The organism is Cyclobacterium sp. SYSU L10401 (assembly GCF_010993705.1).
Classification (GTDB): domain Bacteria; phylum Bacteroidota; class Bacteroidia; order Cytophagales; family Cyclobacteriaceae; genus Cyclobacterium.
Genome location: NZ_WOFO01000008.1, coordinates 240,545 through 267,230, shown reverse-complemented (window position 1 = coordinate 267,230; position 26,686 = coordinate 240,545). Strand labels below are relative to the sequence as shown.

The 26,686-nt window shown below is 45.1% G+C and carries 21 protein-coding genes, 1 tRNA gene and 1 pseudogene; 12 read left to right on the top strand and 11 right to left on the bottom strand.

Translation table 11 applies throughout. The features are described 5' to 3' along the window. A pseudogene (locus tag GL182_RS18395) lies at positions 1-205 on the top strand (group II intron reverse transcriptase/maturase); the annotation flags it as partial. A gap of 91 nt (positions 206-296) precedes the next feature. Here the strand turns inward: GL182_RS18395 and GL182_RS18390 are convergent. Further along, complete coding sequence (locus GL182_RS18390) at positions 297-1,847, bottom strand: Fic family protein (RefSeq protein WP_163381246.1); 1,551 nt, start codon at positions 1,845-1,847, stop codon at positions 297-299. Between the two features lie 858 nt (positions 1,848-2,705). Here GL182_RS18390 and GL182_RS18385 point away from each other — a divergent pair. Further along, positions 2,706-3,143, top strand: coding sequence for a response regulator (locus tag GL182_RS18385; RefSeq protein ID WP_163381245.1), 438 nt, complete (start codon positions 2,706-2,708; stop codon positions 3,141-3,143). A 28-nt stretch (positions 3,144-3,171) separates the two neighbouring features. Here the strand turns inward: GL182_RS18385 and GL182_RS18380 are convergent, their stop codons facing one another. Together GL182_RS18380 and GL182_RS18375 are read right to left on the bottom strand one after the other, a co-directional pair. Next, positions 3,172-3,486, bottom strand: coding sequence for a DUF6577 family protein (locus GL182_RS18380; RefSeq protein WP_317167815.1), 315 nt, complete (start codon positions 3,484-3,486; stop codon positions 3,172-3,174). A 501-nt stretch (positions 3,487-3,987) separates the two neighbouring features. Further along, positions 3,988-4,061: transfer RNA gene (locus GL182_RS18375), tRNA-Ile, on the bottom strand. Between the two features lie 229 nt (positions 4,062-4,290). Here GL182_RS18375 and GL182_RS18370 point away from each other — a divergent pair. From GL182_RS18370 to GL182_RS18360, 3 genes are all read left to right on the top strand, one after another. Then, positions 4,291-4,923, top strand: a complete 633-nt coding sequence (locus tag GL182_RS18370) for an HAD family hydrolase (protein ID WP_163381243.1) — start codon at positions 4,291-4,293, stop codon at positions 4,921-4,923. Beyond that, a complete protein-coding gene (locus tag GL182_RS18365; protein ID WP_163381242.1) occupies positions 4,913-6,022 on the top strand; it encodes a site-2 protease family protein in 1,110 nt (369 codons plus the stop codon). Before GL182_RS18370 ends, GL182_RS18365 begins: the two co-directional genes overlap by 11 nt. A gap of 248 nt (positions 6,023-6,270) precedes the next feature. Continuing rightward, the gene (locus GL182_RS18360; protein ID WP_240469884.1) at positions 6,271-6,639 is read left to right on the top strand and encodes an endonuclease domain-containing protein; all 369 of its coding nucleotides are present in this window, start codon (positions 6,271-6,273) and stop codon (positions 6,637-6,639) included. A gap of 485 nt (positions 6,640-7,124) precedes the next feature. Here GL182_RS18360 and GL182_RS18355 read toward each other — a convergent pair whose 3' ends face one another. The 6 genes from GL182_RS18355 to GL182_RS18330 form a co-directional block, all read right to left on the bottom strand. Then, on the bottom strand, positions 7,125-7,433 hold the full coding sequence (locus GL182_RS18355; RefSeq protein WP_163381240.1) for a rhodanese-like domain-containing protein: 309 nt from the start codon (positions 7,431-7,433) through the stop codon (positions 7,125-7,127). Between the two features lie 3 nt (positions 7,434-7,436). After that, positions 7,437-9,275, bottom strand: coding sequence for a T9SS type A sorting domain-containing protein (locus GL182_RS18350; RefSeq protein ID WP_163381239.1), 1,839 nt, complete (start codon positions 9,273-9,275; stop codon positions 7,437-7,439). Further along, positions 9,275-10,048, bottom strand: a complete 774-nt coding sequence (locus GL182_RS18345; protein WP_163381238.1) for a PASTA domain-containing protein — start codon at positions 10,046-10,048, stop codon at positions 9,275-9,277. Before GL182_RS18345 ends, GL182_RS18350 begins: the two co-directional genes overlap by 1 nt. Positions 10,049-10,200: 152 nt before the next feature. Beyond that, positions 10,201-13,257: a T9SS-dependent choice-of-anchor J family protein gene (locus GL182_RS18340; protein WP_163381237.1), complete on the bottom strand. Its 3,057-nt coding sequence runs from the start codon at positions 13,255-13,257 to the stop codon at positions 10,201-10,203. Between the two features lie 18 nt (positions 13,258-13,275). Then, complete coding sequence (locus GL182_RS18335; protein WP_163381236.1) at positions 13,276-13,524, bottom strand: NifU family protein; 249 nt, start codon at positions 13,522-13,524, stop codon at positions 13,276-13,278. 2 nt (positions 13,525-13,526) lie between these two features. Beyond that, the gene (locus GL182_RS18330) at positions 13,527-14,624 is read right to left on the bottom strand and encodes an Mrp/NBP35 family ATP-binding protein (protein ID WP_163381235.1); all 1,098 of its coding nucleotides are present in this window, start codon (positions 14,622-14,624) and stop codon (positions 13,527-13,529) included. Positions 14,625-14,807: 183 nt separating this feature from the next. Here GL182_RS18330 and dnaG point away from each other — a divergent pair, with 183 nt between their 5' ends. The 4 genes from dnaG (at position 14,808) to surE (ending at position 19,559) form a co-directional block, all read left to right on the top strand. After that, positions 14,808-16,733 (top strand): DNA primase, encoded by a 1,926-nt coding sequence (gene dnaG, locus GL182_RS18325; RefSeq protein WP_163381234.1) that lies wholly within the window; start codon positions 14,808-14,810, stop codon positions 16,731-16,733. A 78-nt stretch (positions 16,734-16,811) separates the two neighbouring features. Next, on the top strand, positions 16,812-18,029 hold the full coding sequence (locus GL182_RS18320; protein WP_163381233.1) for a bifunctional 3,4-dihydroxy-2-butanone-4-phosphate synthase/GTP cyclohydrolase II: 1,218 nt from the start codon (positions 16,812-16,814) through the stop codon (positions 18,027-18,029). A gap of 85 nt (positions 18,030-18,114) precedes the next feature. Then, entirely contained in the window at positions 18,115-18,768 is a 654-nt protein-coding gene (locus tag GL182_RS18315) for a hypothetical protein (RefSeq protein ID WP_163381232.1), read from the top strand. Continuing rightward, positions 18,768-19,559 carry a 5'/3'-nucleotidase SurE gene (gene surE / locus GL182_RS18310; protein ID WP_163381231.1) on the top strand — a complete coding sequence of 264 codons (792 nt, stop codon included), beginning with the start codon at positions 18,768-18,770 and terminating at the stop codon, positions 19,557-19,559. Before GL182_RS18315 ends, surE begins: the two co-directional genes overlap by 1 nt. Positions 19,560-19,568: 9 nt before the next feature. Here surE and GL182_RS18305 read toward each other — a convergent pair whose 3' ends face one another. Then, the gene (locus GL182_RS18305; RefSeq protein ID WP_163381230.1) at positions 19,569-21,521 is read right to left on the bottom strand and encodes a heparinase II/III family protein; all 1,953 of its coding nucleotides are present in this window, start codon (positions 21,519-21,521) and stop codon (positions 19,569-19,571) included. A 243-nt stretch (positions 21,522-21,764) separates the two neighbouring features. Between GL182_RS18305 and GL182_RS18300 the strand changes: the two genes are divergently transcribed. From GL182_RS18300 to GL182_RS18290, 3 genes are read left to right on the top strand one after another with little or no spacing between them, the layout of a single operon-like run. Next, a complete protein-coding gene (locus tag GL182_RS18300; protein ID WP_163381229.1) occupies positions 21,765-22,826 on the top strand; it encodes a c-type cytochrome in 1,062 nt (353 codons plus the stop codon). After that, positions 22,823-24,184: a hypothetical protein gene (locus tag GL182_RS18295; protein ID WP_163381228.1), complete on the top strand. Its 1,362-nt coding sequence runs from the start codon at positions 22,823-22,825 to the stop codon at positions 24,182-24,184. Before GL182_RS18300 ends, GL182_RS18295 begins: the two co-directional genes overlap by 4 nt. Beyond that, positions 24,175-24,504 (top strand): thioredoxin family protein, encoded by a 330-nt coding sequence (locus GL182_RS18290; RefSeq protein WP_163381227.1) that lies wholly within the window; start codon positions 24,175-24,177, stop codon positions 24,502-24,504. The genes GL182_RS18295 and GL182_RS18290 overlap by 10 nt, the downstream gene beginning before the upstream one ends. Before the next feature lie 282 nt (positions 24,505-24,786). Here GL182_RS18290 and GL182_RS18285 read toward each other — a convergent pair whose 3' ends face one another. After that, complete coding sequence (locus GL182_RS18285; RefSeq protein ID WP_163381226.1) at positions 24,787-26,685, bottom strand: heparinase II/III family protein; 1,899 nt, start codon at positions 26,683-26,685, stop codon at positions 24,787-24,789. Position 26,686: the final 1 nt, after the last annotated feature.

Here is a 26,686-nt window from a genome sequence, read left to right as displayed (position 1 = left end):
GAAGCCTGAGCGGAAACGTAAAAACCTGATCAGACTGGGCGTTGACCAAGACCATGCTTATGCTTGGAGCCGTACCAGAAAAGGAGGATGGGCAGTAGCTCAGAGTCCGATTCTGATCACGACTATCACTTTGTCACGTCTGAGAAGGAAGGGGTATGAATCCATGCTTTCCTATTACCTCAAATCTCAACCTACAATCCAGTGAACCGCCAAGTACGAGACCCGTACGCTTGGTGGTGTGAGAGCCTCAACCTGAGCCATTTGGCTCAGGTCGGGCTACTCGATTGGGCTTTCGTTTATTTATTATTTATTTCAAAAATGGACTGAAAGTTCTCTTCAATTGATGAAATTTCTTCATCAGTGATATCGTCAAACTCCTTCTGTCTTTTATTCTTTGATAGCCTACCCTTATTCTGATTTAGCAACTTGATCAATAAATCCACCTTGGTGTCTGGCAAAGACAAATAATTGTTTATATAATTAGTTATTCGGTCATATTTTTCTAAATAATCTAGTTCCTCTGGTATTATTTGCTCGATGGTTTCTTCTACACATTCGTATAAAAATTCCACCTGTTTGGTTAGGTCGTAATAACGATATAGATCAATGGTATTATTGAGGATTTTAACATTATGATCTGGTGTGGGCTCCCATTCTACTAATTCTATTCTTGGAGAAGAGTATGATTCTAGAATTGACTGGTATTCATCAATCCGATTTAGTATGGCTGCTGATATTGGAAAAATCATGCCCCTTTTAGTATACCCCATTCGAGTCAATATATGATGAATTATGTATCTGTGAATACGGCCATTACCATCAGAGAAAGGGTGGATAAATACAAATCCAAATGCTATGGTGGCTGCTGCTAAAACAGGGTCGTACGCTGACTCTTGCAGAAGTTTATTTGTATCCAATAGTCCTTTCATCAAAGATGGTAAATCCTTATATTTTGCTGATATATGATCAGGTAAGGGAGAAAAAGTTTCGCGATCATGCTCTCCGATAAAGCCTTCCTGCGTTCTTAACCCCATATTCTTCAGTTTTTTTGGCCCAATAACGATGTCTTGAAGCCGCTCTAATTCTTCTATGGTAAGTTGTTTTTTTCCTGATTGTCCAATTGCTTTTCCCCAATTTCTTGCTCTAAGGTTTGGAGGATATTCTCCTTCAATAGCAAAGGAAGCTTTTGAGTCTTTTAATAACAGAAATGCAGCAGTCCTTCTAATGATATCTTTGTCCCTGCCATCCAAGCCTTTTTCCATTGAACCAGATAAATCTTTAGATATGAAGTTTTCGATTTTATCTGTTTTATTAATCATGGGACAAAACGCTGGTGTCCCCGGTAGGTTATTTTTTATTCTGTGTCGGGTAGAGTTAATTGAAAAGCTTGTGTATTGAAGTTTGGGATTGACTATTTCGACATATGTTCCTGCCTTGAGATCTGGTACGTCAAGCACTTTATCCATTAGCCATTCATACAGAAACCATACCTTTCTGCTGTATTGACTGGTTGGCTCTTTCTTTAGCATATGCAGAACAGGCTCGCTTCCTGTGTGCTGAAAGAATTTTTTTAGAATGTATAGATCTATTCCTTCGTATTTTATGGCAAAAGCTAAATGACTGGTTATGTCATTGGCAGGTTTATGTCTGATTGTAAATACTTGCCATTGGTTGGTATTGTACCGTTGATGTTTTTCAGTAATAATGGCAAGTCTGTCAGGTAAAGGAACGTTCACCCCATTTTCCTCAATTATAGCTACTAATAATGCATATCCAGCAAGAAATCCAGGTTCTGGAGTAGATCTTCCATGAAATACAGTTACTTGTTGTGAAAAACAGTGATGCATTATCCCTTTTTATGACATACAAGTACAAATATACCATGAAAATCAATTACTTTTCATGAATTATGATTAATAATACGCTTATCTCATGAAATACAATTACAATTATAAAAATGAAAACTAAAATGAAGCAACTATTGGCTAACCGAAATCCTTGCTGTTTTTTCTATTATCGCCTGAAAAGGACTCCCCTCTAACTATCGGAAAATTACCGAAACCTTCAAGTAACATGCTCATTTTCATTGTCAGGAAGGTTGCCAGGGGGTAGGTAAAATAGAGTTGATTATTTACAGTCCCTTTTTACTTTGGGAATGGAAAAAAAGTGCAGCCAGAACCTGCTCTTTGTTCAAATTGGGATAGCTATTTAAAAGAAAAATACGAAAGCCAGGGAACATTACCAAAGTGGATTAAATTACTGGAAAACAATACTACCATTCCGTTCAAGAAAGTGGGGAGCATCGAAGAATCCTATTAGGAGATTTGCTCACCTACGAAAAGAGCCTTCAAAGGACCAGAAAAAAAAATTGAAACTTCTTTCAGCGCAAGCCCAGGATTTGAAACTTGGTTATGAGTGATTTATTCGTCTGTCTCGATGAGCCTGCCAAAGGGTCTGTTCACCATTTTGCTCTCCGGTGTTTCCCATCACCTTCCATGCGGTCACATTACCTTGCGGCCTGGATAATGACAAATGGGCAGCATGAGAATTTTAAAACTTGATGCACGGTGGTAGCGCTGTCGCAAATCCAGAGGAGTCTTCAAGCGAGCCCAGCTTCGCATTAGATTTTTATTTGCATTAAATAGACTTATATTTAATAATAATATAATTTTAATAAAGGCATAAGCCTTATTTATCAAGATTTTATGAAAAAAATAACCGGAAAGATCCTCCTGGTGGATGATCAGCCGTATGAAGAATTACTACTTAAGGAAGCATTGGCCTCAATAGACCGGTTTAATGATGTCGAGTACATTTCAGATGCTAAAGAAGCACTTATACACCTTAAAGATAACCGTGACGAGATTTTCCTAATCATTTGCGATATCAACATGCCGGAAATGAACGGTTTGGAATTTAAGAGGGAAATTGAAAAGGACAGGTACTTGCATGAAAAATCCATTCCATTTGTTTTTTTCTCAAGCGATGATTCCGATAAAACGGTAAAACGTGCCTATTCTCATAATGTACAGGGCTATTTTAAAAAGGCTGATACGATAGAAGCTCAGGGCGAACTGCTGAAAATTGTTTTTAAATACTGGGCATCCTGCTTGCATCCGATTATGGGGATTAAAGAGGATTAAAAAACCGTGGCTGCTCAAAGTTCCATAATCAATCGAAAATATCTTTTAAAAGGTGGTAAATGTGGTTCTTCATGAACGGCTTGATGTCCTGGTCTCTTTCCCTTCGTTTTGAGTAGCTGAAAAGTTTGGTGAAATTGAGGGCATAGGTCCTTGTGGCATTTTGGTAGATATGCATCTTTTCAGACCCTTGCAGGTAGTAGAAAAGCTTTCCTTCCGCAAATAGGTCCACCAGAATTTTTTCAAGTAGTGGCGTATAAAACTTCACCCTTTTCTTCGTTCTTCTGCCAATAGCCGAGCGCGTAAACAGTTTTTTGATGACTGCCGGATAGTTGCTTTCAGCGATATAAAAATCAGTGGCTGGTTTTCATTTCCCTTAACTGTCAGGAAGGCTCTCTGGGAAATGATTTGGCCCACATGCATGGTGCTAACGAACGATTACACCCTAATTGTCTTGCTGGAGTGGTTTCTCAGAAGCTGCTGAATATACCGCAAGTCCTTATTCATCCCAGTAAAAAAAAGTGGCCTAGCTCCATGGACGACTGAAAAAGGTATTATAAATCAGAACTGACTTTTTATCGTCCCATTTAACGTAGGGACTGAGATCAATAAAATTCCTGCCAGCTAATCCCGAGAGGACCAATTCCCAAAATGTTTATGGTGTTTTTACACGTTTATTGAAACAAATTTTTTTCCTATCTAATATTCAGCATCATTGTTGGCCTACCCTGTTACCCCCTATTCCTATCGACTGGAGGGACTTTCTGCCCCGAAAGCTTTCGGGGGAGTCAGATGCTTTTGATTTCTGCGGGGTAATAATAAAGCCGCTTAGAAATTAAGCGGCTTGTGGGCCCACCTGGGCTCGAACCAGGGACTTTCTGATTATGAGTCAGATACTCTAACCAACTGAGTTATAGGCCCATTTCAATTTATCTTCTATCCCCGAAGCAAATTAGCGACCAAGCCTTTAAAGCTTAAAATACCGCTTTTTTTGATCATTTTACCTTGCTTTTGGGACTGCAATGTTACATATTTGATTTTAATTTCACAACATATATCTTCATGAAATCGAGCATGACGAAAACTTCCCACAGTTGGATGAATATCATGGCGAGATTCCATCTGACCTTTAAAAGCCAATTATAAACAGATGAAAAACCATCCGGAAATCCAATTTTTAATCTTTGATCTGGGAAATGTCATCTATGATATTGACTACCAACGGACTTTTGATAAGTTGTATGCCAAACTACCCGGGGAAAAGCATGCCATGGTAAAGGATTTTATGGTTTCCCCCATCCACTATGACCTGGAAACCGGCAAAATAGATGAAGCAGCCTTTAGAAATGGGGTAAGGGAATATTTCTCCGCCGATTGGGAAGATGCCTGGATCGATGAGGTGTGGAACAGCCTGCTGGTGGCGATCCCCCAGGAAAGGCTGGACCTGCTGCTGAAACTCAAACAAAAGTACCCCCTGTTTATGCTCAGCAATACCAATTCCATCCATTTTAAGGTAGTCGAACAGGCCTTCTTAAACCAACTCCCGGAAAATACCTGGCCCCATTTGTTTGACCACTTGTTTTTAAGCCATGAAATGGGCCTGAGAAAACCCGGAGAAGCCATCTACCAATCGGTACTTCAAACACTGGGGGCCAAACCCGAACAATGCCTGTTTTTTGATGACCTCAAAGAAAACCTTTTGGGCGCCGAAAAGGTTGGACTTAAAACCTTTCATATCGATCACCCTAAAGCACTTATCAATTTTTTCCAGAATGTACAGTAACAGGGATTACCTAAAGCACGGATCACTCTTATTTTTGACCTTAATTGCCACCACGCTTGCGGGCGGGGAATGGCTGTATGGCAAAAGCGTGCTTTCGGATGAAAAGCCGCTCACCTGGGAGTATTTTCTCCTTTCGCTGCAATTTTCCATTCCCTTTCTGGGGATTTTGTTTATTCACGAAATGGGTCATTTGTTCACCTCCATTTACCATAAAGTCCGCTCTTCCCTACCCTTCTTTATACCGGCCTGGTTGGGTTTTATCGGAGCGCCTTCCATCGGTACCTTTGGAGCAGTGATACAAATGAAAAGCCAGGTGGGCTCCCGTAAAAAATTCTTTGATATCGGGGTAGCCGGTCCCCTGGCAGGCTTCGTAGTGGCATTAGCTGTGCTTATCTATGGGTTTACCAGCCTGCCCGAGGCATCCTATATTTATGAGATTCATCCGGAATATGCGGACCCTACCTATGACAAAGAGGCGGATGAAGACGTAATGGATATTCAACTGGGCTACAACCTGCTTTTCTGGATCATGCAGGAAACATTGGCCGACCCGGAAAGAATGCCGAACATGGCAGAGGTCATTCATTATCCCTACCTGTTTGCCGGCTACCTGGCGCTGTTCTTTACGGCCCTTAACCTGCTTCCCATCGGGCAGCTGGATGGTGGCCATGTGGTTTTTGGAATATTTCCCAGGCACCACGAGACCGTATCCCTGGTAGCCTATACCCTGTTCCTGTTTTTTGCCGGACTGGGTGTCATCAACCCCTTTGAGGACCTGAATTACCTGATTTTTGCCCTTCCCCTGTATATAGGTTTTCTGTTTATCTGTTTTAGGAAAACTTCCCTCTCCCTGATGAACAAATGGATCATGGCCCTGGGCATCGCAGTGGTCCAATACAGCCTTTCAGGCATTTATCCGGGCATTGAGGGCTATTCCGGCTGGCTGTTATTTGCCTTTTTGGTGGGCAGGGTTTTGGGAATTAATCATCCAGAAGTACCGGATGGCCGCCCGTTGGATCAAAACAGAAAAATCCTCGGGTGGATCGCCATTCTGATCTTTATCCTCTGCTTTATCCCCCGACCTTTCATGATCGAGTAATCCTCGAAAAAATCCCCCTGTCCCTGTAAAGAAATCGTAGACAATTCCCCCTTAATAAGGGGCGAGAGCCTGTCCCGACCCATGTCGGGAGGGATTTACTTACGTAACTATCAATAAATCAGTGTATTAAATAATGAGGCCATCGGAAAAATCCCTACCGCAAGAAATAAAATTTCCAAGAAAAAACATTGAAATTTAATGCATAATTTCTAACTTCTTCCATGCGATTTCTTCCCTACAACAAGAATTTGAAAGAATTTTCAAGAGAATTACGATCTCATTCAACGCTTTCCGAGGTTTTACTTTGGCAAAAACTACGAGCACGTCAATTTCGAGGCTACGCGTTTAACAGGCAGAAGCCGTTGGGAGAATATATTGTCGATTTTTACTGCAAGAGATTACAATTGGTCATTGAAATTGATGGAGATAGCCACTTCCATGCTGAATCAGTTGTTGAAGATCTTAAAAGGCAATTGGTTTTGGAGAAAATGGGCTTATGTTTTCTAAGGTTTTTGGATAAAGATGTCAAGAAATCCATGCCTTTCATTCTCCAGGAAATAGGTGCGTTTATTGATGACTGGGAAGTTGAAAATGATGTTCCCAGGACCAATTTTTGAGGTAAAAGAGAGCACTAAATCCAAACGGTATTAAATCCGGACTCAATGGGAAAAGAGCCCTTTACAATCATTTTCGGAAGGAATTTTAAGGTTAATTATCGGAAAATAGTTTTGGTCTAAATTAAAATCCTCGAAAAAATCCCCCAACCCCCTTTAAAAAAGGGGGATTTGCTGAAAATGTGATTTTTTGCTGAAATTGGGTAATGCAGTCGGGCTAAAAAACGCCAAGGTTACTAAATTCCGTAAACCCGAACGGTACAATTCCCCCTTATCAAGGGGGCAAGGGGGATTTACTTACGTAACCATCAATAAATCAACGTATTAAATAATGAGGCCATCGAAAAAATCCCCCTGTCCCCCTTTAAAAAAGGGGGATTTCATCAACGGTTGGATTTCTAGGTACGTTTCTGCCGTTGCGATTTGTTTATGGACCTTATTTGCAGCCTAGCAGCAAGTCTTTACCAGAAATGCGAGTTCACGAAATTTCAGTCCTCGTCCTCCAATTCCCGGTAAGCCAGAATCCCTCCCAACACATTCCTGACTTTCGGAAAGCCTTTGCTTTCAAGAAATTGCTTGGCATTGCCACTTCTTGCACCGGAACGGCAATGAATGATGATTTCCTCGTCTTTATGGGCTTCCAATTCAGCTAATTTATGGGGTAGCTGGGCCAGGGGTATGAGCCATGCCCCAAGGTTATCATCTTCGTACTCATATGCTTCCCGAACATCGATGAAAACAAACTTTTCGTTTTTATCCAGTCGCGCTTTTAGTTCGTCTACTTCAATATCTTCCATGACTTATTTGACTATTATTCTTTTGGTGAAAGCGTTTTCACCTTGTGTGAATTTGATTAAATACATTCCTTTTTGAATGCCCGTAAAATTAAGAATTTCCCCATTTTTATCCCCTTCCCGGGGGATTTTTATCCGCCTTCCCTGAAAATCATAAACCTCCATTTCATCCACTTCACCACTGACATAAAGCCGGTCCTGCACCGGATTGGGGTAAAGCAGCATTTCGGTCGCTGTCTCATCCGAAACCTCCACGGGCGGAGAAGGGCTCAGGTGGGGCCGGATCATCAGGTTGCCGGCTACCTCCTCGTTTTGCTGCCAGGAGCCCAGCACATTATAGAAGACCCTGTCCCCTGTATCTCCACTCTTGTCCAGGCCTACATGAATGTATTCATTGGAAAACTGGGTAAATCCGACGTAAAAGGTTTCCTGAACCATGATATTGGTGTCCAGGGGAAAATAGGCAAAAGAAGTCAATGCCGTATCCGGTGGAATGATCACTTCTTTTTGATACAAAGGTTCATTATCCAGGGAATCCCAAACCATTAATTCAATGGCACTGCCCCTTTGCGAAAAATTGGTGAAATTGATACTGACCCCGGAAACATAACCAGGATTCAATGCCTCATACTGCAGGGCCAGCATGCCTCCCCTTTGGTTGATCCCGGCCGCATAGTCGGGCGAACCATTGTCATAGGCATAATAATCCCGGAAAGGGATCAGCACTTTGCTGGTATCATTTACCCGGAAGTCTACCCCGGTATTGTACAAGGTGTCCTGCCCGGTAATGGCCTCCACCAAAAACCCATCCCCTGCACTCAGGCTGGTGATGACTTCCAGGTCAAAGGGATTATCTGCCATGATATCCACGGATTCCGGCATGTTACTGGAAAACCCCCTTCGTTCCAATGCCTGGGGAACAGGGTTAAACGGCGTCCTCAGGTTGGGTTGGGCGATCATCCTACCGGTAGCCGCATCCCTGAGCTCAATGGTATATTCCATGGCCCGGAAGCGGTTGGCCAGGTTTTTAAACTCCCCATCCACTGTTCCACTGAGCAGTTCCGGGTCAAATTCAAAATGCGGTATGGCCTGATAGGGGCTAAAGGGACTGCCAGGCAATCTGGTCAATGCCCTGTCTTCGGTAAAGGTATCCTCCGGATCCCTTCCGGTATTTAAAAAAATATAATCTATGATCCAGGTATCAAAAGGGCCGGACAGTCGTCCGCTATGCGCAAATTTAAATCGAAAGTTTTCATGATGGAATTCGGAGGGAATAGACAATACTACCTGTTCAAAATTCTCCTGGCTTACCTCCTCTCCCCCCTGCTGTCGCCATACTTCCTGCCAGTTTTCCTCCCGGTCCAAATAGTACAATCCCAGCCCGTCATTTTCGTCCGGCATTTCTCCCTTGCCTCCTGCCTGCCAGAAAAAACTGATATACAAGGAAGCGGCCGCTGCTTCACTCAAATCCGTTAAAGGAATAGGCAAAGATACCAGCTCATCGCCTTCTCCATTTTCCAGCCGGCTTTGAGCATAAGGATTTCCGTTTTCATCCACACCATCCAGAAACACCACTCCCAATGAAGGGGGATCAATGCCTATCGTAAAAGAACTGACAGCGCCCCTGGATTCCCACCTTTCTTCGGAGATCAAACCCGATGAAAAATCCTCCCAAAAGGGGAGCTGTGGCTGCGTTTGCTTTACCCTTTGGTTGGGAAAAGATTCCTTTTTTAAAAGGGTTGATTGGGGAACCGGCAATTGACGGAATTGCCCGTATCCTTTTTGATGAAGAAGGAAAACCGATAACAGGAAAATGGTGATGACCGATAAGCCTCTTTTTGACATCAAAAGTTTATTTCATCCGATAGTTCTGATACCCAAACATCTACCCTCTCTCCGGTTTTCATATCCAAACCTGCCGGAGGCAACTGCTTGACCACCGTACCCTTAGGCACCGTGTCCGTTTCCACATAGTTGATATTACCCATGCTCAAGCCGGAGCCCAGAATTAAAAATTCAGCCTCTACATCATCCATTCCAATGATATTGGGCATTTCAAGAATCTGATTGCCCAGGCCATCACCTACCACCAGGTCTATTTGTGAGCCTTTGGGTATTTCAAATCCTTCCTTGATATCCCGTCCCCTGTATTTTTGTTCCAAGACCACATTGATTCCAATATCCGGTACATAGACGATATCCCCTCTGACGAGCCCGAAATTAAGTAAAATTTCCTGCGCATTTTTAAGTGGCGTGTTAACCAGGTTGGGCATGCGGATCAGGGGAGCATTTTTGGCATTCAGGGTGACATATATTTTCCTGTCCTGCTTTACTTTAGCCCCCGGTTTGGGGTTTTGCTTGAGCACTTCCATAGGCTTGGCTTCGGCTACAAATCCGCTGTCAGGCGTAATCTCCAAAGCAAGCCCCCTGTCTTCCAGGTAGTTGCGAACTTCTTCATAATCAAACCCTTCCAAATCGGGCACCGTAACGGACTCCCCATGGTGGGTATATCCCGGTAAATAAACTTTAAAAAAAACAAATAAAAGTGCGAATAGAATCCCCAAAATAATCAACAGATGGGTTCCAATCTTTTTCAATCCTGTTTTTAAATCATTCATAGGCTAACAAAGGCAAATCCGGGATAAATTGAGAAAGGTAAAATGAATTTTTACCTTCCAGTAAATCCTACGGCAAATTACGGCTATAATTCCAGAAGGAGAATGATATGAACGTATTTTTTTGATTTAACGTCAATCCCCGTTATTTGGTATTACTGAACAATCAATTTTTTGGTATAATAAACACCATCCCCGGAAACCTCCACAATAAACAGGCCGGAACCCAGAGATTGCTTCCCAAAGGAGTAAGTTTGGTTAAGGGTAGCCGGAAATTCATTATCGACAACCAATTTTCCGGAAAAAGTGTAAAACTTAATCCTTAGATCTTTATGGGATTCGAGGTTAAAGGTAAGGTTCACGATGTCTTCCACAGGATTGGGATAAACCACCAAATCAATCGGTCCGGGATCCACCGGATCGGGATTGTCAGAGAAAAACAATTCTATGTCATCCAAATACATGACGGCATCCGGGTCCGCCACCTGCTCTATCTTAAAATAAATCCGGACATCCTCCAATCCCGCATAGCGATTGAGATTGATATAGGTTCTTTCAAAGGAATCCTTGTCTTCCGGAAATCCCCCCGGAGCTCCGGATTGGGTCTGCAGCTCATTTCCTTTAGCTTCCCAGATTTTTAAACCACTCAGCCCGCGATTCCTGCTTACCCAAACCGAAAAAGCAGCCTCACTACTGGGGTCAAAACCTATGCCTGCCCAATGAAAGAACAGGCTGGCCCTGGACGTACTTTCCAGAGAAAATTCCGGAGAAGCCAGCCAATAGGAATTACCCGGTTCCATTCTTGCCATTCTCAGCAGGTCACCTTCCTGATTACTTTCCGGATAGGGTTGCCAACTCGGCAAATCAGCCTCAGTATTGATGCTTACCCAGGATTCAAACTCATCCGATCTATCAAATGTAGCCCTCCAGGGACTTTGGGTCCTGGTACTATCTGCATAGAAATGATAATTCAATTCATCTGTCTTGGGTTGATTGGTTTCTAAATTAGGATCCCTGATTAAATATTCCAACCTGTTTAATCCATACCGAAAGGGGTTCTCATTGGGCAGGGAAATTTTAATGTTATCACCTACGTACAAATCTTCGGCTACATCAAAAGTATCCCGGGATGTAATGTTGGTCGTACGGATAATCCTGAATCGCCTGATATCTACTTCTCCGGTATTCACCAGTCCTAGTCTTTCCTCTTCTGGCAGCCGGCTGACCACAGGCATTGGGTTATCCATACCGGTAAACTCAAAATTGTAATCAAATATCTCTTCCTGTTCTATGGCGATATCCTTGATGAATATATTGTTACCATAGCCATTAACGGAAACGAATGCGATGCGAACGTCCGGATTTCCTGCATAAGGAGAAAGGTTGAGCACTTCCCTCCTGAATTGATCGGGAGAATCGGGAAAAAAATCACTTGTGGTTGCGGGTTGGGTGGCCAACCGGTCTTCGGATTTGTTGTAGGGGGCAGCTAACAGATCAAAGCTGTTCCCACAATCGGTTGAAATGGCGACCAAAAGATTCTCCTGGAGAAGGGGGTTGCTATAGGGAGCATAGGCCACCTCGAATGTAAGTTGAGGATTGGGGATCGAGGTCAAATCAAATCTGGGACTGATCAAATAATCCACTTCCCCGCTTCGGTTATAATTAAAATTATTGATGTAGTACAAGTCCTCCTGCTCCCCGCCAATCAACCTGTTGAGACTTTGCCAGGTAATGGCATTATCCTCATTGACGATATCCCAATCTGTGGCCACCTGGTGTCCCGGATAAGCATAGGGCAGGTTTCTCCGCACAACATAATCTACGGAAGTTGTAGAGCTATTGTTAAATGGGTTCCTATCGGACGCCCCATTCACCTCAAGGACTTCTACTTCCAGTATATTATCGCCCTCTTCAAAAAATAAGGGGTCCAGGGTTAGTATTTCAGATTCCTCACTGGAAAGGTCCAGGTCAAACAACTGCGTAAATTGTAGGTCTCCATTCAAAATGGCAGCTACCCTCACAGCTGTAATGTCGGATTTGCCCGAATTGATTACCCTTACCCGGGCATCCACTTCCTGATCACAATTAAATTCGGAGGGGTAAAGGATTTCATCCATTCTCAGGTCCAGCTCCGGCATTTCTGGTTCCTGCAGGGCCCTGCTGGTCAACAGGGAGTTTCTCCTTGGGCTAAAGGCCAGGACCACATCCATTCGCTCCACCTGACCTGCGGTAAACAAGCTCATACACTCGTCAGGTGTATAATCCATAAAATTTTCAACCATGTCCCTGGAGCCACAGGATTCGCGGGGAATGCTGATCCGACATGCCTCGTTATAGAAATCTTGCAAAGGGGTATCGGCTACGAAATCATCCCGCTCACAGCTTCTACCCCCATCTCCCCAAATGTGTCTTAAACCCAGGAAATGACCCAATTCATGCGTGGCAGTCCTTCCTAAAGATCCCTCGTCAACATTGCCAATGCTGCCAAAATTATAGGTATCTACACCCACCCCATCCATCATTCTGGAAGTGGGGATATTATCCAAACCCTCCAATTCATCAGAAATTGGAAAACTGCCATAACCCAGCTCCAGGCCAATTAGGGGAAGCACCCATATATTCAGGTATTCCTCCGGAGGCCAGGAGACCAAATCGGCTACCAAGGCAGCATCCCTTGAACTGTAAATACTTTTAGGTCCCTGAACCCTGTTGATACCATTGGTGGGCAAGCCCTCCGGCCGCTGTTTGGCCAAAACAAACTCTATGTTGGCACTGGCCGCCACACCCAAAAATTCATCCGGAGTGATGGAAAAGTTCTCATTGCGTTGCTGAAAATCCTCATTTATGATCCGCATTTGATCCAGGATCTGGGCCTCAGAAATATTGGTCCCGGTGCCAACGGGCTCCCCCTGATGGATGATGTGAACGACTACGGGAATTTGTCTGATGCCTTCATTGAGTATCCTGCTACCGGACTGGCTTTGCCTTAACTGGGCCTTTTTGTCCTCAAACCAGGATTCGAAATAGGCCTTGGTCCCAAAATATCCCAGCTGACTGGCCTGTTTTTCTTCCAGATATACCGCGCCACATTGCTCGGTATGCTCATGTTGAGGTGAATGAGAGCCCTGGCTATGAGACATGGGTGCATGCCCCATAAAAAAGAAGAGCACCGGGACAGTGAGTCGTACCAGTGCTTGCTTTAAATTTACCATAAAGTTGAAAAAGAAGGTTCAGGCAACTTCGACATTCACTGCTTCTACCCTATTGATCTCCGGGATGGCCTTTTTGATCGCTTCTTCCACACCTGCTTTCAGGGTCATGGTAGACATGGGGCAGGAGCTGCAGGTTCCGGTCAATTCCAATTGCAAGACCATTTCCCTGGTCAATCCAATGACCTTAACATTTCCTCCGTCCGCTTCCAAATAAGGCCTGATGGTGTCCAGTGCCCTTTCAATTTGCTCTTTATACTGATCCAACATGTTTATACTTTTACCTGTACTACCTCTGTTTTAGTCATTTCCGCATTTCTGATGGCTACCTGCCTGGCGACATTCTCCGCAAAAAGCCCAAAGGCTTCCGCTATAAGGCCCTCTTTCAAGACTGCAGGATAACCGCTGTCCCCACTTTCACGGATGCCCTGTACCAATGGGATTTCTCCCAGATAGGGGACTTTGTATTTCTCTGCAAGCTTCTTTCCACCTCCCTGGCCGAAAATATAATATTTATTTTCCGGCAGCTCAGCCGGTGTAAAGTAAGCCATATTTTCCACAACTCCTAAAACAGGGACATTGATTTGTGCCTGTTGGAACATGGTCAATGCTTTTGTGGCGTCTGCCAAAGCTACCTTTTGTGGGGTAGTTACGATCACAGCTCCGGTCACCGGAAGGGTTTGCACCATGGTCAGGTGGATATCGGAGGTGCCGGGAGGCAGGTCTATCAATAAATAATCCAATTCTCCCCAAGCCACATCTCCGATGAACTGCTTCAGGGCAGAACTGGCCATGGGGCCTCTCCATACCACGGCACTTTCGGCCGGGGTAAGAAAACCAATGGACATCAGCTTTACCCCATATTGTTCTATAGGCTGGATGATATTTTTCCCGTTTTCCTGCTTCACTGCAGGCTGTTCTCCTTCTACATTGAACATGGTAGGGACGGAAGGACCAAAAATATCGGCATCGATCAAGCCCACCTTAGCTCCTGAGCGGGCCAGGGAAACGGCCAGGTTGGAAGCACAGGTACTTTTCCCTACGCCACCCTTTCCTGAAGCTACCGCAATGATGTTTTTCACCTGGGGTAAAACAGGGGAATCGTTCCTGATGGTGGTCACATTGGAAGTCATGGTGATTTCCATTTGTACATCCGGACCGAAGGCCTTCTTCAGGGCTTCCTCACAATTCATCCGGATCAATTCCTTTAATGGACAGGCCGGGGTGGTAAGTACTACCTTAAATTTGATCTTTTGATCTCCTTCCGTTTCCAAATCCTGGATCATCCCCAGGCTAACCAAATCTTTTTTTAAATCCGGATCTTCTACGGTACCGAGTGCTTTTAATATTTTCTCCTTCGAAATATCCATTCCTACGCTTTAATTTTCCCTGCAATTTAGGCTTATTCTACCATTTATTAAAATTTCAACCTGCATAAAGTACACTTCACTCATTCCAACCCTACATGGAAACAAATAGTTTAATTTATACAACGCAACTTGCTTTACCATGTTTCAGTGATTAAGCTTATCTTTGATGGTTGAAGTAGCATTATGGCCATATCCAATCAAACTACAGACAAAGTAAAGGAGTGCGTAGACATTGAAGAAGTTGTCAACGATTATGTGTCCCTCAAGAAAAAAGGACAAAACCTTTGGGCCTGTTGTCCTTTTCACCAGGAAAAAACCCCTTCTTTTTCTGTATCCCCTGCCAAGCAAATCTATAAATGCTTCGGATGTGGCAAGGCCGGAGATCCGATCCAGTTTATCATGGACATCGAGGGGATTGGATTTACCGAAGCCATCCGGCACCTGGCGCAGAAATATGGCATTGAAATAGAAGAAGAAGCCAGCCAGGATCCGGCAGATATACAGGCCTACAATGAAAGGGAAAGCCTTTTTATAGCCCTCAACTTTGCCAAAACATTTTTTCAGGAAAACCTGAAAACCGAAGAGGGCCAGTCCATCGGTTTGAGTTATTATAAGGAAAGGGGTTTTGATCCGGTAACCATTGAAAAATTTGATTTGGGCTATGCCCTGGACAGTTGGGATCAGCTGCTGGTTCAGGCCCAAAAATCGGGATATGAGGTTGAAAACCTGCTGAAGGCGGGATTGGTTCTGGAAAGGGAAAACAGCCCGGGCCATTACTACGACCGTTTCAGGGGAAGGGTCATTTTCCCCATTCATAACCTGAGCGGAAAGCCCATTGCCTTTGGGGCGCGGATACTGACACAGGATAAGAAGCAGCCCAAATACATCAACTCTCCCGAAACGGCCATTTACCACAAGAGTGATGTGCTTTATGGTATTTACCAGGCCAAACAGGCCATCAGGCAGGAAGGAAACTGCTACCTGGTGGAAGGGTATACGGATGTCATATCCATGCACATGGCAGGCATTGAAAATGTGGTGGCCTCTTCGGGCACCTCCCTTACCGCATCCCAAATCAAACTGATCAAAAGGTTTTCGGATCAGGTTACCGTATTGTATGATGGAGATGATGCCGGCATCAAGGCTTCTCTACGGGGCATTGATATGCTTCTGGAGGGAGGATTGAATGTAAAGGCCGTCGTTTTTCCAACAGGGGAAGACCCCGATAGTTTCGCCAGAAAGTCCGGCAAGGCCGGTTTCCAAAATTTCCTGAAGGAAGAAGAAAAAGATTTCATCCATTTTAAAATAGACCTTTTTGCCAATGAAGCGGCCAATGACCCCATAAAAAAAGCAGAAGCCATCCGGCAGGTGGTGCTCAGCATATCTAAGATTCCTGACCCCATCATCCGCTCCGTTTATGCCAAAGAATCGGCCAGGCTGCTGGCCATGGAGGAAGATATCCTGCTGAGGGAGCTCAACCGGCAGCTGCTGAAACAGGAACAAAAACCTGGTAGCCAGGCAGCGGCACCTCCCCCCGTGGAGGAACTACTTCCTGATTCTCCGGCCGAGGAAAAAGACAAGCTGCAGCCCAAAAACATAAAAGAGGAGCGGGAATTGATCCGGATTTTAATCAACTATGGATTTGAAAAGGTATCAGATGAAATGCATGTCTGCGAATACCTGCTCGAAGAAATCAAGGAGTTGCAATTTGATACTCCCGTATTCCAGAAACTTTTGTTGCACTACAAAAAAGCACTCATACAGGGCATACTGCCCAAGTTTGATTATTTCCTCAACACCAGGGACGGTGAAGTAAAAAAGGAGGTAATCGACATGATTGCTGAAAGCAGGGAAATATCCCTCAACTGGGAAATCAAACACCAGATATTTACCAAAAGGGAATCGGATGATTTATCGGATACTTCCTATCGCATCTCACTGAAACTTAAAAGTGCCTATCTGAAAAAAATGCGGCTGGAAGTGCAGGAAAAAATAAAGGATGCATCCGAATCCGAATTGAATGAGCTGTTGCCGGTGTACATGGAAATCACCCAGTTAAAAACCAAAATAGATCAGGAATTGGGCAATGTAATCCCTTCCAGGAATTAAACTAATATTTCGAAAAAACGGTTAAGCAAATAAATAATCGTAATTTTGCGACTTTATTTAATGAGATGAAGAAATAAAATGGAAGATACTTTTCACCTGAATACCATAGAAGAAGCCATAGAAGCTACCAGAAACGGGGAGATCATTATTGTGGTGGATGATGAAGATCGCGAAAATGAAGGTGATTTTATCTGTGCTGCGGAAAAAGTCACCCCCGAAATCATCAATTTCATGGCAACCCATGGCCGGGGTCTGATCTGTGCACCCCTGATCGAGGACAGGTGTGAAGAGCTGGGCCTGGACCTGATGGTCGGTACCAACACGGCTGCCTTCGAAACCCCATTTACCGTATCTGTGGACCTGATTGGACACGGTTGTACGACAGGGATTTCTGCCAGTGACCGTTCCAAAACCATCAAGGCCCTTATTGACCCGGAAATACGACCGGAAGAACTGGGAAAGCCCGGGCACATTTTCCCATTGAAAGCCAAAAGAGGTGGGGTGCTGAGGCGAACCGGACATACGGAGGCTGCCATAGACCTTGCCCGCCTGGCTGGTTTACAGCCGGCCGGTGTGTTGGTGGAAATCATGAATGAGGACGGCACCATGGCCAGGTTACCGGATTTGGTGCAGGTGGCCAAGCGGTTTGACCTCAAGCTGATTTCTATCAAAGACCTGATTGCCTACCGGTTAAAAAACGAAAGCCTGATCAAAAGAGAGATCGGAGTAGAAATGCCTACAGAATGGGGCGACTTTGACCTGATCGCGTACCGGCAAACCAATACGGACGAAATCCACATGGCCCTGATCAAAGGCCAATGGGAAGAGGGGGATACGGTCATGGTGCGTGTACACTCCTCCTGTATTACCGGGGATATATTTGGTTCCTGCCGTTGTGACTGCGGACCCCAATTGCATCAGGCAATGAAAATGGTCGAAGCACATGGCAAAGGCCTGGTCTTGTATATGAACCAAGAAGGCCGCGGCATAGGATTGATCAATAAGCTGAAGGCCTATAAGCTTCAGGAAGAAGGCATGGATACGGTACAGGCAAACCTTGCCTTGGGATTCCCCATGGACAAAAGAGACTATGGCGTAGGGGCCCAAATCCTCAGAGATTTGAATGTGACTAAAATCAAGTTGATTACCAATAACCCCACCAAAAGGGTGGGACTTTCCGGGTATGGGCTGGAGATTGTAGATACGGTACCCCTGGAGATCAATTCCAACCCCCATAACGAGCGGTACCTGCAAACCAAGCGGGATAAAATGGGCCACCAGATCATGCGAAAGTAGCCTACCGCAGGTTTTTAACTTTGGTTACTTCAACATAAGCTGATAATTTTACGTATCAGGGGTAAAAGCAAAAAGTAATACAGTCATGAAAAAGTGCATCTATCTGCTATCCTATCTGTTCCTATTTGTCAGCATTGCAGGAGCCCAGGAATTCCCCTCCCAGGTTTGGCATGATGGGAAGGTTTTTCTCAGTACGGGGGAAATCCATGAGGGAAAGGTAAAATATGACCTGGAGGCCAATATCGTTCAGGTTCAATCCAATACCATTGAAACTTTCAGTTCTGCCTCCATAAGCCATTTTGAAATTTTCGATGAAATCTATGGAGGCATCAGGATATTTTACAGCCTGCCCTATGCCCTGAATTCTGACTACCAAACGCCCATATTCTTTGAGCTGCTTACCGAGGGAGAGGATATTACCTTGTTGTGCAGGGAATACATTACCGTGGACAATAGAAACTTCAATACCATGGGAATGCGGGGCATGTACATGAACCCCATGTGGGGTATGCCGATGATGGGAAGGGGATTTAACCGGCTGGATTTTGATTTTTATTTCCTTCAGGATCAGAAAATCTATAAATACAGCCAGAAAAAGAAGGAGTTGCTCAACGATTTTATGGACGATAAATCTTCTGAAATGAAACTTTACATGAGAAAAAACAGGCTTTCTCATGACAAAAGAGGAGATTTATTGAGAATTACCGCCTATTACAACCAAATAAAAAGAAATTCTTAATGTCAAAACCTTTAATTTTAGTTTCCAATGATGATGGAATCACTTCCCGGGGCATCCGGGTGCTGGTAGATGTAATGAAAAAATTGGGTGATGTGGTGGTGGTCGCACCCGACAGCCCCCAATCCGGCATGGGACACGCCATCACCATTGGTAATACCCTTCGCCTTTCGGAAGAGGAGATTTTTCAAGATGTGAAAGCCTTTAAATCCAGTGGTACTCCTGCTGACTGTGTAAAGCTGGCCAAACACTATGTATTGAAGGACAAAAGGCCCGACCTTATCGTCAGTGGGATCAACCATGGAAGCAATACTTCCATCAGCGTTTTGTATTCCGGTACCATGTCCGCCGCCATTGAAGGAGCCATTGAAGGCTACCCTTCCATTGGCTTCAGCCTCTGTGATTACAGTTCGGATGCAGATTTTTCCCATGTAGAGCCTCATGTGTACCAGATTGCCAAACAGGTGCTGGAATTTGGCATCCCCAAGGGTGTAGCCCTGAATGTGAATTTTCCTCCCAAAAGGAATGAAGCCCTGAAGGGAATCAAAATCTGCCGGCAGGCCAGGGCCAAATGGCAGGAAGATTTTGAGGAAAGGTATGACCCCAATGGAAGAAAATATTTTTGGATGGCAGGTAATTTTGTCAATTTTGACAAGGGAGAAGATAACGACGAGTGGGCCATTGCCAATAACTACGCCGCTGTAGTGCCCTGTCAGTTTGATATGACCGCCCACCACGCCATCCCTCAAATCAACAACGATTGGGATTGGGAAAGCATCAAATCCGGTTTTTGATAAAGGTACTTAGGGTTTCTGAAGCACAAAGCTGCTTTTACCTTTGGCAGGAACGGATGGGTATTCAAAATTAATCCTGTAAATGGTATCCCCCCACTTCTGTTCTATCCCTTTATCTTCAGGTTCAGTTAAGGCTATTTTCTCCACCTCAGCGACCATGGAAGCTGCATCATAAATCAGTTCAAACGGAATGATATTACCCTCAGCATCTTCAAAGGGTATGGACAACTTTCCCGGCTCCAATACCCTGGCCGGATAAATGGTCATGAGATGCTGTACCAGGCTGGTGGATTCCGTTAATTGAAAATCATCATTCACGGTCACCTTCTTTCCTCTGTCCAGTTTCAAAACCCGCTTCCAGGATGCAATTCCTGCGTTTTCGGGATACGCCTGCCCAATATCCAAAGCCATGGTACTGCTGTTCCTTTGGGCTTTATGACTGACATTTGTTGCCCGGTACTTACTCCCGGGTAGTTGGGTAAATCCATTGATAGAGGGCAGGTTGTGGTGATCGGAACGATTGTACCAAATACTGTAGCGTTCGTCACTGAAGGTTTTCCGGGTATAGGTCCCTCTTCCCACATCAATCAAAAGGGGAAGGCCATTGTAGTACACCACATAATTGCCGATGTCATTATGGTTATGGCTCTCGGCATTATGGCCTCCTTTGCCGGCAAGAAAAAAACCATCACTGCTTCCCTCCACGTCTCTGGCAACCATTACCTGTATATCCGGAAGCCAGACATCTTTGGGAAGAGGCAGCCCCTTTTCGGCATTCCGGAATTCTTCCTGCATAAATACTTCGAAAAAGTTTCTGAAATAATGGAATCGGGGAAGATCAACCTCATTTTCCTTCCGGTAAAAAGCTCCAAACCTCATCATATCCGGATCCTGAATGGCCTTTCCATAGCGATAAATCATGGAGGCTGCCATGTTGGGTTGGGGATCTGCATCTGCGAAATTCAGGAAATAATCTTCACTGATCTGCGCCCGGTAGATAAATTTCCCCATGTTTTGTACCTTTTCGTCCTCATAAACATATTGAAAGGCACCATCAGTGGCCAGGTCAAGCAGGGAAATATTATCAAACAGGGAGGCCGCAGCCGCTCCCCAGTAGCTGGGACCTTCATCGCATCCTCCATCGGCTGGATAGGGATTTAAAAACTCATCCAGCACCTCCATGGCCCGGTATACCAGTGCGGCCCTTTTGTTCTCATCCTGCTCCAATAGGAGGGCACTGTTGATCCAGTTGGAACAAATCCAGGGATTCCAGTTATTGGGAGGCCTGCCATTGGCGTTGGCTGCCATCCAGCCATGGTGTTGATTCATCAGTGGTTCAAATATGCGGGTTTGCGTTTCATGGCGTATTCTTTTTCGGATCTGAGGCGATATTTCATCAAACCTCTCCCCAAAGAAATAATCTGCCCAGGCCAGGTAGGTGGCTGTTTCCGCAGCAAATAAATCCACAAATGGCCGGGTAACATCCATCAAACCTGAATATTCTTCGGTCTTTGGTAAATGAGCAGGGACTCCCCAAAATGATTCCTCACAAATGGACCAGACCCCATTGATGATGGGGTCAATAAATCTGCCTTCATTTTCATATAACTCGGCCAGGATCATGGTGCCCAGAATCTTGCGTTTTTCGAAAGTGATGGCCTGATATTCGTCCCTGTCCCCTGTTCTGTCTATCAACAAAGATTTGGTGGCCGGAATATAAGGCCAATCATAATCTATGTGCTCATTTGCCTGCTTCAGGTATTCCTCCATCATTTCCTGATCAGCATTCATCCAGGCCGATCGCTCATCGAGGCCAGGAAAAGGTTCCCAATCGGTCAATGGAATCAGCAGTTGGGAAAGTTCTTGTTGGGTGTACTTTTTACTGATGAGGTGCTGTGCCTCTGAAGCAAAAATACCAGCAAAGAGCATCAGTAAGAAAATCAGGTTTCTTTTCAGGTTCATGTTAATCTGGGTTCTAGTATAGGATCGAATTTTACGGTAGCGGGTTGAAAAAATCACCCTGCTGCCAACTTTTTAAGACAAGAGATGATTTTTTTTCTCCAATACAAATGCCCATTGGGGCACCGCCTATTCAATCCTGAATATACAAAAATATTTGTAGTCGGAAAGCAACCTGTGTGATAGAGATCACTTCTTAGGGAGCAGATAGCGGGTAATTTTGTATACAATTAATGTAGTAATCCTATGAAAAAATCTGCTCAATCTCTGCTTTTACTGGTCAAAGGGGTGCTGGGTTTGCTGCTGGCGATCTTTTTGTTGAGTTTGTTTGTCCTGGTTTTGGTTATCACCCAATATGGAACAGGTGAAACTGTTTCGCAGCCGAAGGTAACTGTTGTAAAGGTTGCCGAAAAACCAGCTGCGAAAACTGATCCCGGCCTGATTTCCATGGATAACCTCTGGCAGGCACCTGATTGGAGTACGGTGATGGAGGAGCCCAATGCCAAACAAATTCAATATGGCAGGGAATTGTTGGTGCATACAGCCGAATACCTGGGTCCGCAGGGAAAGGTAAAAAAAATATCCAACGGGCTGAATTGTCAGAACTGCCACCTGGATGCAGGTACCCTTCCCCTGGGAAATAACTTCGGGGCTGTTGCTTCCAGCTATCCCAAAATAAGGGCCCGCTCGGGTCAAATGGAAGATATTCCAAAAAGAATCAATGATTGTTTTGAAAGGAGTCTCAATGGGCAGCCCTTGGAGCGGGACAGTGAAGAGATGGAGGCCATGGTCGCCTATATGGAATGGCTGGGGAAGGCGGTACCCAAAGGCACCCGACCCCATGGCAGTGGCATTTATGCGGTACCCCTGATGGAAAGGGCTGCAGACCCGCTGCTGGGAAAAACCGTTTATGACCAACAATGTGCGAGTTGCCATGGCACAGGTGGACAGGGACTGCCACAGCCTTCAGGGCAAGCATATATCTATCCTCCCCTTTGGGGGGCCAACAGCTACAATGATGGTGCCGGTCTATACAGACTCTCCCGGTTTGCCGGCTTTGTCAAAGCCAATATGCCACTGGGCGCAACTTATAAACGCCCACTACTCAGCGATGAAGAGGCCTGGGATTTGGCCGCCTACGTCAATTCCATGGAAAGACCCTCAAGAGATAAATCTGCCGATTGGCCGGATATTTCCCAAAAACCCATGGATCATCCTTTTGGACCCTTTGCAGATCCTTACCCGGAGGCGCAACATAAATATGGTCCCTTTCAACCCATATTAACAGCTAAAGCTGAAAAGCAATGAAAAAATACCTGATCATCATCTATTTATTCATCAGCTGGCTACCGCTGAGTGCCCAACAAGATTCCACTGACTGGAAAACCGATGTTGAGCTGGGGCTTCGGTCCTATTTTATGAGCACCAGCTACAGTGGAGATTATAAAAATGACCATGCCTGGGGCCAAATGGCCAGGGTAGCCCTTAGCACCAGACTCCCCCATGGATTGGTAATCAATGGGGAATACCTGGGTTTTCTACGTGTACTGAGCTCCGACCTCACGGCACTGGACCCCAGAGTCCCCAACCTCAACCGCTATGAGGTGGGCCTTTTTGATGTCAATCATTTGGACCGGCGCCTTTTTGGAAAAATTGGCAACCTGAACCTCGCTTTCGAAAAAGAAAAATTCCAGGCTAAATTCGGTAGAATGGAAATCAACAGCCCCTTTATCAACCATCAGGATGGCAGGCTAAGCCCTACTTACGTAGAAGGTTTGCGTTTAGGTCTTCAACCCAGGTCAAATGTAAATTTGACGAGCCACCTTATTTGGGCAATCTCTCCCCGATCTACCGGCAATTGGTTCTCCTTGAGTGAAAGCATGGGCATGTATCCTGTAGGCCGGGATGAATTTGGCAATCCTTCCAGTTATTTTGGCAATACCCAGGTGGATTTTGCACATGTTTTGGATGTTGATATTACCTTAAAAGATCAGGCAAACCTTCAGCTCAATCACACCTATGTTCAAAATATTTACAGTAGTTTTCTGGCTCAATGGGACAAAAGCTGGAACATCCCTGATTCCAACCTGAAGGCAATCACCGGATTACAGACTTCCTTCCAGCATGGGATCGGTAACGGGGGAAATGAGGAGGTTGACCTTCGGTACAAAAATCCGGAGGACTACCATTTGATCCTGAGTGGAAGAATAGGACTTCGGTCGAAACAAAACCTGTGGCACCTGAATTATACCAAAATGCAGGGCAAGGGTCGTTACCTGAGCCCCCGGGAATGGGGAAGGGATCCCTTTTATACCTTTATTCCAAGGGAAAGAAATGAAGGATTGGGGCATGTAGATGCCATCAGTACCTTCTTCCAGCATTCCCTGGCTCAAAAACCGCTTCAATTATATACCTTTATGGGAGTATATTTCCTTCCTGATGCGGCCGATGCCAGCCGGAATAAGTATGCTGTCCCGAGCTATGCCCAGGTCAATTTGGGCATGCGCTACAACATGAAGGAATGGGTTGAGGGGCTTAACCTGCATTTGATTTTGATGGGAAAAGCAGCATTGGATCAGCAAAGCCTCAAACCGGCATGGGTTTACAATAAAGTCAACCTTTTTCATGTCAATACCATTTTAAATTATACCATTCCATGGAAATAATTAGTGAACTAAAGCTTGAAAGGTATTTGAAAGATAAACCAGCAGTTCTGATTTATTTTTATCGGGAAAATTGTGGGGTGTGTCAGGTATTGTATCCAAAAATTAAACAATTAATTACGGATGAATTTCCGAAAATTGATTTATTGAAGCTGGATGCCGGATGCCACCTGAAACTTGCGGCACAGTTACGGATGCTATCGGTTCCAGGGATTTTGTTTTTCATGGAAGGAAAAGAAGTTTTTAGAAGTAACGGTTTGGTGAGTATTACCGAAGTAGAGGCGCAAATTGCGCGCCCCTATGGATTTTTATACTCTGAATAACGATAGATTCATACCCTAAGCGACAATCAGCTCCTCGGGATTTGTAATCCCGTGGTACAGACCAGGGGATTACAAATCCCCCAGACGTGAACGCAAAGCAGGATTACAAATCCTGTTCATCTGGGGTTCGACATTGCAAATGCCGAACAGCACCGCTCCTCGGGATTTGTAATCCCGTGGCACAGATCGGGGGATTTGTAATCCCCAAACGCACACGAAAGCAGGATTACAAATCCTGTTTATCTGTCGTTCGACATTACAAATGTCGAACAGCAGGCCTTTTTACATCCCCGTTAGTTTGACCTCAATAGTTCCTTCTCCATTGTCCAGGGTCCAGGCCGGCACCCTGATCTCCAGGCGCTTCAAGCCCTCAATTTGGCGGTCTAATTGGAGTGGTGAGGGATCCAGGGAAACCACTGATACCATCAAATCCGGATGGGATAAATTGTCCAATTTTACAGCTTTTCCCTCCTGCCTGAGAATAGCCCCGCCATCGACAATTTCCACATCAGCTTGGGTCATCAATTGCCAGGTGATCATTTTGGTATTTTCATTGGTTACTACCTGATCCTCAATCAATAAGGATTGCTCATCCGGCCGGCTAAACTTTCGGTGGGCTTTATCGAGCATACTCCCAAATACTGGGGTCAAATCAAATAAGGCATCGGGCTGGGCACTTTCAGAGAAGTCCTCCAAACTGGCAAAACCTTCGTTAACATGCAGCGCATCATTGACGGTAAGGGTACTGTGTCCATAATTATTTTTGGTCAGCAAGGTCCAGCGTTCACAATCCTGGCACCGACCCCAAAGGTCAAATCCGGTTATTTCCAATTCGTTGTAGGGCTGGTTTCCCGGATCAATGACCCACCTTACCCCATTCAATTCCCAAATAAAGGAACCGGCGTCCATATTGCCATGGCTGATGGTGGCTTTACCCCCTTTGCCACCAAAGTAATAGCTGTCTGCTGCATCGGAATCATCACGGAAAATGACAATGGGATTGGATCCGTCTCCCTTCCAGGCAGTAGGAAGGCTTTCCTCTGAGCTGGCTTCAAACTGGGCCAGCCAGATCAGGCCTGCGCCGGCGACACGGTGGAGTTTCCCCATATCAGCGGTAGGCTGTAGGAACTTGTCTTTTTCGATATAAAGCGGATTTCCTGTTTTGGTCCCAAACCAGGCCAATACAATGTCCCCGGCCGTTCCATGTTGATCCCCGCAATCCGCATAATTGTAATACCAGCCCGATGGGGCAATGCTAAGTTTCCTGAAATCGGCGCTGGCTTTAAAGGCCGGGTATTCGGCAATGCCAAAATCGGTTCCAAAGGCTGATTCCAACATGGCTGAGGTCAGGACCGAAAAGGCAGTTCCATAGCCCCAATAAGTAGACCCTTCCGGGTACACCCCATCCGGTCCATACTCTTCCAGGGCATGTGGCATGCCATCCAGAGAGCGGGAAATGGTCTTGGCAGCCAACTCCGGGTCCTGATCGGCGATCATGATGGAAGCTGCAATCATGCCTCCATTGCAGACCTGATTCCAGTTATTGGTCCCGTCGATCCAGCCGTGGTTGCCCTCCCAGCTGGGGTTGATGCCTTTTTCGATCAAAGCCGTTTTGGCCAGGGCTACAGTGGATTTTGGCAGGTCCTTACCTACCCAATCGATGGCCAGGGCTACTGCCGTTGCCATCTCTGCTACATCCAGAAAATGGGAGGGATTCCAATCAGAAAAGTTGGAAACCGCCAGCAGCTCTTCGTTAATTTTGTCCAGGTACTTTTGATCGCCCTCGATCCGATAGGTGATGCCCAATACGTTCATCCGGTGAAGCATGTCACGGGAAGTACCCAATAGCCGGCGACCCACCATATTTCTGGTAAGCACGGGCTCCTCCAACACCTTTATGGCATTGGCTTTTACGGCTTCAAAGTAATTGGCCACCAGGGGATCTTGTTTAATTTTGCGTTTCAGGTTTCGTTCCCAGGCCGGGGTAAGGGCCAGTTTTGGGCTGCTTTTGCGCAGGTTGCGCTTGATGTAGTTTACCGTAATGGGATTCTCCAGCTTGTGGGGATCCTGCTTGATAAATGATTCAGCAACATTCGTTAAGGCTACTGCATTTACCTGTAAAGGTCCTGCAATAATACCTGCAAAAAGGAAGAGACACAGAAGTAATTTTGGGTTTTTCATA